Here is a 6,816-nt window from a genome sequence, read left to right as displayed (position 1 = left end):
CGGGCGGCGCCGGCGGGGTGTAGCCGGCCGGCGGCTGATAGCCCGCCGGGGGCTGATATGCCGGCGGAGGCGTGTACCCGGCGGGCGACGTGACCGGGTTCGCCGGGTACCCGCCTGCCGGGGTCTGGCTCGGGACGCCCGCCCACACGGTGTTGTCGGCGAGGAAGTTGCCTGCCCACGGCGCGGCCGGGATCGCGGTGTTCCAGCGCGACCGGTCGAACGCGTTGATGCCCAGCCACACGATGGAGAGGAAGAAGTAGAGGATGAGCCAGACGGCCTCCTTCTGCAGCTTCAGCCCCACGCGCCATGCCGCCAGCAGCGTGTAGACGAAAGCGGCGATGCCGATCAGCCACCCGAGCAGGGGGACCCAGAACAGCACGATGTAGCCGCCCCAGAGGATGAGCAGCCACCACGGGTTGAGGTCGCCGAGCTTGGCGAAGATGAGAGTGTTGTAGACCGGGACCCAGGCACGCCACTTGCCCTGAACTCCGGCCTTCTCGAAGATCTTCATGAGGAACCACGAGTAGATGACGTAACCGGCGACCGCCAGCAGCAGGAAGAATGGCGCGAGGATGAGCCAGGCGATCAGCGCTCCGGCACCGCCACCGTCGTTGTAGTCCATGATCGACCTCCAAGAGAGTCGGTTCGGGACGCGTCTGAACGTCCACGAGGCCCCTGCCCCGCTCGTCACATGCTATCGAGGCGTTCAGCGAACTGTCAGCATCCGCGCGGGTTTCGACCGGATGGTCCCCCGCGCGCCGGATGGATAGCCTGAGCACTACCTCTCGACCGAAGGAGCCGCATGAGCGATCCGAATGCCGCAGCGCCCACGCCCCCGCCGCTGCCCCAGCGGTCTGCCGCAGACGCCGCCCGCACCGTCGACACGCCGACCGAGACCCGCCCCGCGAGCGACCTCGACGACACCGGAGTTCCCACCGTCGGAGGCGACGTGTCGCAGGTCGGGAAGGGCTTCTTCGCCGCGCTGTTCGATCTGTCGTTCCGCACCTTCATCACGCGTCGCCTTGCGAGCGTCTTCTACCTCGTCGGCCTCATCGCGATCGGCATCGGCTTCCTGGTGTACTTCGTCAGCGGCATCCTGGGCGCCATCAGCGTCATGCCCTTCAACGTCGGAGCCGGCATCAGTGCGCTCATCGCCACGATCGTGATCGTCCCGGTGCTGACGTTCCTGGCGATCGTGCTGCTGAGATTCATCATCGAGGGCGTTGTCGCCCTGATCGCGATCGCCGAGAACACCGAACGGACCGCGCAGCACACCAGGCGCTGAATCGCTCAGGCGAACAGTTCGAGCTCGCCCCGCGCGTTCTCGCGCACACGGAGGCCCACGGCATCCGCCCATCTCGCGAATCCGTCGCGCGACGCGACGCGCGGACGGTCGGCGGCCAGACGGCGCACGAGCGCGCCCTTGGCATGCTTGTTGAAGTGATTGAGAGCGCGCACGGCGCCGCCCCGGCCCTCAGAGACCACCCGCACATAGTGCGAGGCGATACCAGTCGGCACCGGCCCGAGCGCGACGTACGCCTCGGACCGCAGATCCAGGACGAAGCGCGGTGCGAGCGTCTCCACCGCCGCGGTCACGGCATCCGCCCACACCCGCCGCAGCGGCGGCACGCCGGGAAGCGCGGTCGATGCGCCGAGCCGGTACGCCGGGATGCGGTCGATGGCCCCCACCGGGCCGAACGGCGCCGAGTGGATGAGCACATGCGCGCCGAGCCAACGGCGGGCGGACACGTCGAGGGATGCCGCGTCGAGCGCGTCGTAGAGAACGCCGGTGTAGCGGTCCACCGCCGCCATCGTCGGCGCCTCGCGCAGTGCGGCGTTCACGGCGACATCGCCGCGCTGCGTCGCACCCAGCCTGAGGACGCGCACCGCCTCGTCCTCATCAGCCGACAGCGCCACCAGCGCATCGACGACGGCATCCCGTTGCGGCGCGAGCGACGGCAGCGCCAGGCCCGCGACGTCGAGCGGCCCGCGTCCGCCGCCGGGTCGCTTGGTCTCGGAGGGCGGCAGAAGAATCAGCATCGTGCTCCCGACAACGCGCGACGGCCGGTCCCGTGAGGAACCGGCCGACGCGTGACGGTCGTCGTCAGGCGATCAGCGCCGCGTTGCCGGCGACGATCGTGAGGTCGTCGCCCGCCATCGACAGGAACCCGTCCTGCGCGTTCGCGATGATCTTCGTGCCGGAGGTCTCGGTGATGCGCACCTGACCCTCGGCGAGGATCGCCAGCACGGGCTCGTGCCCCGGCATGAAGCCGATCTCGCCCAGGACGGTCTTGGCGACGACGAGCGACGCCTCTCCCGACCAGACCTCCGCGTCAGCGGAGACGAGGCTCACCTTGAGCGGCATGTCAGCCGTTCTCCTTCTGAATGCGCGCCCACGCCTCTTCGACGTCGGAGATGCCGCCGACGTTGAAGAAGGCCTGCTCGGCGACGTGGTCGAAGTCGCCCTTGACGATCGCGTCGAACGACTCGATCGTCTCCTTGATCGGGACGGTCGAGCCCTCGACACCGGTGAACTTCTTCGCCATGTAGGTGTTCTGCGAGAGGAACTGCTGGATGCGGCGTGCGCGCGACACGACGATCTTGTCCTCTTCGGAGAGCTCGTCGACACCGAGGATCGCGATGATCTCCTGCAGTTCCTTGTTCTTCTGGAGGATCTGCTTGACGGCGGTGGCGACGCGGTAGTGGTCCTCGCCGATGTAGCGCGGGTCGAGGATCCGGCTCGTCGAGGCCAGCGGGTCCACCGCGGGGTACAGACCCTTCGACGCGATCTCGCGCGAGAGCTCGGTCGTCGCGTCGAGGTGCGCGAAGGTCGTCGCCGGCGCCGGGTCGGTGTAGTCGTCGGCGGGGACGTAGATCGCCTGGAGCGAGGTGATCGAGTGACCGCGGGTCGACGTGATTCGCTCCTGCAGAATGCCCATCTCGTCGGCCAGGTTCGGCTGGTAGCCCACCGCGGAGGGCATGCGGCCGAGCAGCGTCGACACTTCGGAACCCGCCTGCGTGAAGCGGAAGATGTTGTCGATGAACAGGAGGACATCCTGCTTCTGCACGTCGCGGAAGTACTCCGCCATCGTCAGCGCCGACAGCGCGACGCGAAGACGGGTCCCCGGCGGCTCGTCCATCTGGCCGAAGACGAGGGCGGTCTTGTCGAAGACGCCCGCCTCCTCCATCTCGTGGATGAGGTCGTTGCCCTCACGGGTGCGCTCGCCGACGCCGGCGAACACCGACACACCGCCGTGGTCCTGCGCGACGCGCTGGATCATCTCCTGGATGAGGACGGTCTTGCCCACGCCCGCACCGCCGAAGAGGCCGATCTTGCCGCCCTGCACGTACGGGGTGAGCAGGTCGATGACCTTGATGCCGGTCTCGAACATCTGGGTCTTCGACTCGAGCTGGTCGAACGACGGCGCCTGACGGTGGATGCCCCAGCGCTCGGTGACCTCGATCGTCTCGCCCGGCTCGGCGTTGAGGACGTCGCCGGTCACGTTGAACACGCGACCCTTGGTGACGTCGCCGACGGGAACCGTGATGGGGCCGCCGGTGTTGCGCACCTCCTGGCCGCGGACCATGCCGTCGGTCGGCTTCAGCGAGATGGCGCGGACGAGGTCGTCGCCGAGGTGCTGCGCGACCTCGAGCGTGATCTCGGTCGACTCGTCGTCGATCGTGATGGTGGTCTTGAGCGCGTTGTAGATGTCGGGGAGCGAGTCGTGCGGGAACTCGATGTCGACGACCGGGCCGGTGACGCGCGCGACGCGCCCGACCGCGGTCGCGGTCTTCTCAGCGGTGAGGCTCATGGCTTCTTCTCTTTCGTGTGGTCTGTTGCGCAGTGCGGGGATGCCGGATGCGGGGGCTATCGGCCGGACGACAGCGCATCGGCGCCGCCGACGATCTCGGCGATCTGCTGAGTGATCTCGGCCTGGCGCGCGTTGTTGCGCAGCCGGGTGTAGTCGGTGATGAGCTTGTCGGCATTGTCGCTCGCCGACTTCATCGCCTTCTGGGTCGCGGCGTGCTTCGCGGCCGACGACTGCAGCAGCGCGTTGAAGACGCGGCTCTGGATGTACACCGGGAGCAGAGCGTCGAGGACCACCTCGGCGTCCGGCTCGAACTCGTACAGCGGGTACACCTGAGCCGTGGCCGACTCCTCCGCCTCGACGACCTCCAGCGGCAGCAGGCGCACGGTCTCGGGAGACTGCGTCATCATGCTCACGAAGCGGTTGTAGACGAGATGGATCTCGTCGACGCCGCCGTCGTCGCCACCGCGGTCGTACGCGTCGAGGAGGACCGCCGCGATCTCTTCAGCCGTGCTGAAGTGCGGTGTGTCGGTGTCGCCCGTCCACTCTGCCGCGCTGTCCATGCGGCGGAACTGGAAGTACCCGACGGCCTTGCGGCCGACGAGGTAGAACACCGGCTCCTTGCCCTGCTCGCGCACCAGCTGCGCGAGCTCGAGGCCTTCGCGGAGGATCTGCGAGTTGAACGCGCCCGCCAGGCCCCGGTCGGACGTGAAGATCACCACGGCCGAGCGGCGGATCGTCTCGCGTTCGACGGTCAGCGGGTGATCGACGTTCGAGTGCGTCGCCACGGCGGAGACGGCCCGCGTCACGGCCCGCGCGAAGGGCGAGGAGGCGCGCACGCGCGCCATCGCCTTCTGGATGCGCGAAGCCGCGATGAGCTCCATCGCCTTCGTGATCTTCTTGGTCGTCTGAGCAGTGCTGATCTTCTGCTTGTAGACCCGGAGTTGTGCGCCCATTGTCCCTGTCCGGTGTCGCCTTAGCGGCGGCCCTTGACGATCTTCTCCTGGTTCACGTCTTCCGCCTCGGCGGCCGCGACCTCTTCGTGGCCCGGCTTGCCGATGGCCTGGCCCTTGCCGGCCTGGAACTCGAGGATGAACTCGTCGGTCCGCTTCTCGAGCTCCGCCACCGTGTCGTCGTCGAGGACGTTCGTGTCGCGGAGGGTGTCGAGGATCGTCGTGTTGCGCCGCAGATAGTCCAGCAGCTCGCGCTCGAACGAGAGCACGTCCTCGACCTCGATGGTGTCGAGCTTGCCGTTGGTGCCCGCCCAGATCGAGACGACCTGCTCCTCGACCGGGTACGGCGAGTACTGCGGCTGCTTGAGCAGCTCGGTCAGGCGCGCACCGCGGGCGAGCTGGCGACGGGATGCCGCATCGAGGTCGCTTGCGAACATCGCGAAGGCCTCGAGCGACCGGTACTGGGCGAGCTCGAGCTTGAGCGTTCCCGAAACCTTCTTGATCGACTTCACCTGGGCGTCACCGCCGACGCGCGACACCGAGATGCCGACGTCGACCGCGGGGCGCTGGTTGGCGTTGAAGAGGTCGGACTGCAGGAAGATCTGCCCGTCGGTGATCGAGATGACGTTGGTCGGGATGTACGCCGACACGTCGTTGGCCTTCGTCTCGATGATCGGCAGACCCGTCATCGAGCCGGCGCCCAGCTCGTCCGAGAGCTTCGCGCAGCGCTCGAGCAGACGCGAGTGCAGGTAGAAGACGTCACCGGGGTACGCCTCGCGGCCCGGCGGGCGGCGGAGCAGCAGCGACACGGCACGGTACGCCTCGGCCTGCTTCGTCAGATCGTCGAAGATGATCAGGACGTGCTTGCCGTCGTACATCCAGTGCTGGCCGATGGCCGAGCCGGTGTAGGGGGCGAGGTATTTGAAGCCGGCGGGGTCGGAGGCCGGGGCGGCGACGATGGTGGTGTACTCCATCGCGCCCGCGTCCTCGAGCGCGCCCTTCACAGCCGCGATCGTCGAGCCCTTCTGACCGATCGCGACGTAGATGCAGCGGACCTGTTTGCTGGCGTCGCCCGACTCCCAGTTGGCCCTCTGGTTGATGATCGTGTCGATCGCGATCGCCGTCTTGCCGGTCTGGCGGTCGCCGATGATGAGCTGGCGCTGGCCGCGGCCCACCGGGATCATCGCGTCGATCGCCTTGATGCCGGTCTGCAGGGGCTCGTGCACGCTCTTGCGCTGCATGACGCCGGGCGCCTGCAGCTCGAGCGCGCGGCGACCCTCGGTGGCGACGGACCCGAGGCCGTCGATCGGGTTGCCGAGCGGGTCGACGACGCGACCGAGGTAGCCGTCGCCGACGGGCACGGAGAGCACCTCGCCGGTGCGGGTGACCTGCTGGCCGGCTTCGACGCCCGAGAACTCGCCGAGCACGACGACGCCGATCTCGTGCTCGTCGAGGTTCAGCGCGAGGCCCTGCGTGCCGTCCTCGAACGTCACGAGCTCGTTCGCCATGACGCCGGGCAGGCCCTCGACGTGCGCGATGCCGTCCGCGGCGTCGATGACCGTGCCGACCTCGGTCGCCGCGGCGCCCGAGGGCTCGTAAGCGGCGACGAAGTCCTTCAGCGCGTCACGGATGACGTCGGGGCTGATAGAGAGATCTGCCATTGTTTTCCTTCGTTCATGGGGCCTCGGCCCCGAAATCTCCGCGGGAGGCGGGAAGTCCTTGCTAGCCGGCGAGTCGCTGGCGGAGGTCGGCCAGGCGGGCCGACACGCTCGCGTCGATGACGTCGTCGGCGATCTGCACCCGCATGCCGCCGACGACGCCGGGGTCGACCACGGTGTTGAGGGTGATCTGCGCGCCGTACCGCTTCGACAGCGTCGACGTGAGGCGCTCCGCCTGGGCTGCGCTGAGCGGCGCAGCCGTCACGACGGTGGCGACCGTGCGACCGCGCTGGTCGGCGACGAGCCTCGTCGCCCGCGCGAGGAGCTCGCGTACGCGCCGCTCACGCGGATGGCGGATGAGGGATGCCGCGATCAGCGTCGCCGCCTCGCTCGCGC

At 68.5% G+C, this 6,816-nt stretch carries 8 protein-coding genes; 1 reads left to right on the top strand and 7 read right to left on the bottom strand.

Features of this window, described 5'->3' with window-relative positions; translation table 11 throughout:
• On the bottom strand, window positions 1–622 hold a 622-nt coding region (locus tag EIO58_RS10360; RefSeq protein WP_205789216.1), incomplete at its 3' end, for a DUF5684 domain-containing protein.
• Between the two features lie 180 nt (window positions 623–802).
• Between EIO58_RS10360 and EIO58_RS10355 the strand changes: the two genes are divergently transcribed.
• Entirely contained in the window at window positions 803–1,285 is a 483-nt protein-coding gene (locus tag EIO58_RS10355) for a DUF4282 domain-containing protein (protein ID WP_127819475.1), read from the top strand.
• A gap of 5 nt (window positions 1,286–1,290) precedes the next feature.
• On the opposite strand, the gene EIO58_RS10350 is transcribed toward EIO58_RS10355, so the two are convergent.
• The 6 genes from EIO58_RS10350 to atpH form a co-directional block, all read right to left on the bottom strand.
• A complete protein-coding gene (locus tag EIO58_RS10350) occupies window positions 1,291–2,040 on the bottom strand; it encodes a YaaA family protein (RefSeq protein WP_127819474.1) in 750 nt (249 codons plus the stop codon).
• 64 nt (window positions 2,041–2,104) lie between these two features.
• Window positions 2,105–2,365, bottom strand: coding sequence for a F0F1 ATP synthase subunit epsilon (locus EIO58_RS10345; RefSeq protein WP_127819473.1), 261 nt, complete (start codon window positions 2,363–2,365; stop codon window positions 2,105–2,107).
• A 1-nt stretch (window position 2,366) separates the two neighbouring features.
• Entirely contained in the window at window positions 2,367–3,812 is a 1,446-nt protein-coding gene (atpD, locus tag EIO58_RS10340; protein ID WP_127819472.1) for a F0F1 ATP synthase subunit beta, read from the bottom strand.
• Window positions 3,813–3,868: 56 nt separating this feature from the next.
• Complete coding sequence (locus EIO58_RS10335) at window positions 3,869–4,765, bottom strand: F0F1 ATP synthase subunit gamma (protein WP_127819471.1); 897 nt, start codon at window positions 4,763–4,765, stop codon at window positions 3,869–3,871.
• Window positions 4,766–4,785: 20 nt separating this feature from the next.
• The gene (gene atpA / locus EIO58_RS10330; RefSeq protein ID WP_127819470.1) at window positions 4,786–6,423 is read right to left on the bottom strand and encodes a F0F1 ATP synthase subunit alpha; all 1,638 of its coding nucleotides are present in this window, start codon (window positions 6,421–6,423) and stop codon (window positions 4,786–4,788) included.
• A gap of 61 nt (window positions 6,424–6,484) precedes the next feature.
• Window positions 6,485–6,816, bottom strand: a 332-nt coding sequence (gene atpH / locus EIO58_RS10325) for an ATP synthase F1 subunit delta (protein WP_127819469.1), incomplete at its 5' end; no start/stop codon positions are given.

Source organism: Microbacterium sp. CPCC 204701 (genome assembly GCF_004010105.1).
Taxonomy (GTDB): domain Bacteria; phylum Actinomycetota; class Actinomycetes; order Actinomycetales; family Microbacteriaceae; genus Microbacterium.
Note: the sequence above shows the minus strand (reverse complement) of the source record. Positions and strands in the feature narration are given on the sequence as shown.

Bases quoted from the DNA above. Each gene is read 5' to 3' on its own strand.
- EIO58_RS10355 (WP_127819475.1), top strand. From the start codon at position 803: ATGAGCGATCCGAATGCCGCAGCGCCCACGCCCCCGCCGCTGCCCCAG.
- EIO58_RS10350 (WP_127819474.1), bottom strand. From the start codon at position 2,040: ATGCTGATTCTTCTGCCGCCCTCCGAGACCAAGCGACCCGGCGGCGGA.
- EIO58_RS10345 (WP_127819473.1), bottom strand. From the start codon at position 2,365: ATGCCGCTCAAGGTGAGCCTCGTCTCCGCTGACGCGGAGGTCTGGTCG.
- atpD (WP_127819472.1), bottom strand. From the start codon at position 3,812: ATGAGCCTCACCGCTGAGAAGACCGCGACCGCGGTCGGGCGCGTCGCG.
- EIO58_RS10335 (WP_127819471.1), bottom strand. From the start codon at position 4,765: ATGGGCGCACAACTCCGGGTCTACAAGCAGAAGATCAGCACTGCTCAG.
- atpA (WP_127819470.1), bottom strand. From the start codon at position 6,423: ATGGCAGATCTCTCTATCAGCCCCGACGTCATCCGTGACGCGCTGAAG.